Genomic DNA, 1,253 nt, shown 5'->3' with positions numbered 1-1,253 from the left:
CGCTCATATGTATCCGGCCTACTGGTCGACACGGGGGTCGTGGCCTTGTTGGGGTTACGCTCGCACCGTGATCTCATTACCGGACAAGTCATTGTCGACTTTTTGGGCCGTCAGATTTTGGGGGCGTAGTTTTTCCGTTCCATGCTTTCGATCTATCGCGAACTCCTTTGGGCCGCTTCGGCTCAGACGCCGATAGCAACCTCGTCTCTTGGCGCATCAAACGCCGTTTTGTGTCTCAATATGCTCCATGCCATTCGCGCGAGCTTGTTGGCCAGCGCGACGGCCGTTTTGTTTCGATGCATGCGTTCGCAAGCGCGTGTTAGCCATTCGCCAAAGCTGAAGTCGGGCCAACGATGTGGGCGCATCATGATGATCTTCGCCGCTTGAACGAACAACATCCTCAGATACCTACTGCCGCGTTTGGTAATGCGGCCAAGGACCGTTCGTCCTCCGGTGCTGTACTGTCGGGGAACCAATCCCACCCAAGCCGCAAAATCACGCCCGCGATCAAACGCCTCTCCTTCACCGATGGCAGCGACCATCGCCGTCGAGATCATCGGGCCGATACCGGGCACCGTCATGACGTTGACGCAGTTGTCCTCGGTTCGGCTGATCTCTTCGATCTCCGAAGACACCTTATCGATCCGGTTGTCCATCCACATCCAGTCACCGTAGAGGCCGATCAGGATCGACCGCATTCGAGGCGATATCTCGTCCTTGCGCTCTTCCAGGATCGTCTCGAACGAGTTCTTCAGAGCCCGCAAACCTTTGCGCACCGTGATGCCCTGTTCGATCAGAAAGGCCCGGATCTGGTTGATGGTCGCCGTCCGGCGCGACACCAAACGCGATCTGACCCTGTGCAGTGCTTGAAGATCGAGCTGATCCTGGCTCTTCTCGGAAACCGTCTGCAGGTTCGGCCGAAGCGCAGCTTCAGCGATTGCCTCTGCATCGTTGTAGTCGTTCTTCTGCCCTTTGCTGAACGGCTTCACATAGATCGCAGGGATTATCCGAGGCTCGAAGCCCATCTCGCGAAGTGTCCGGCTGACAAAGTGGGCGCTCAAGCATGCCTCCATGCCCACAATGCAGCGCGGCAGCTTCTCGAATGTTGCAACTAATGCGAGGCGCTTGATCTGCTTACGCAGAACCCGCTGCCCAGACGGATCGAAGCCCACAATGTGGAAAGTGTCTTTGCCAATATCGATGCCGATCGACATCAGCTCATCAAAGTCTTTGTTCGCCATGCTACTTCTCCA

The 1,253-nt window shown here is 56.5% G+C and carries 1 protein-coding gene; it reads right to left on the bottom strand.

Features of this window, described 5'->3' with window-relative positions:
* Nucleotides 1-182 precede the first annotated feature (182 nt).
* Nucleotides 183-1,241: an IS110 family RNA-guided transposase gene (locus tag IE087_RS23430; protein WP_189372012.1), complete on the bottom strand. Its 1,059-nt coding sequence runs from the start codon at nucleotides 1,239-1,241 to the stop codon at nucleotides 183-185.
* Nucleotides 1,242-1,253: the final 12 nt, after the last annotated feature.

The sequence above is a fragment of the Tateyamaria omphalii genome (assembly GCF_014651375.1).
Lineage (GTDB): Bacteria > Pseudomonadota > Alphaproteobacteria > Rhodobacterales > Rhodobacteraceae > Tateyamaria > Tateyamaria omphalii.
The sequence above is the reverse complement of the archived record's forward strand: the minus strand, read 5'-3'. Positions and strand labels throughout refer to the sequence as shown.

Excerpts from the sequence above, each read along its gene's own strand:
- IE087_RS23430 (WP_189372012.1), bottom strand. The coding sequence starts at position 1,241 with ATGGCGAACAAAGACTTTGATGAGCTGATGTCGATCGGCATCGATATT.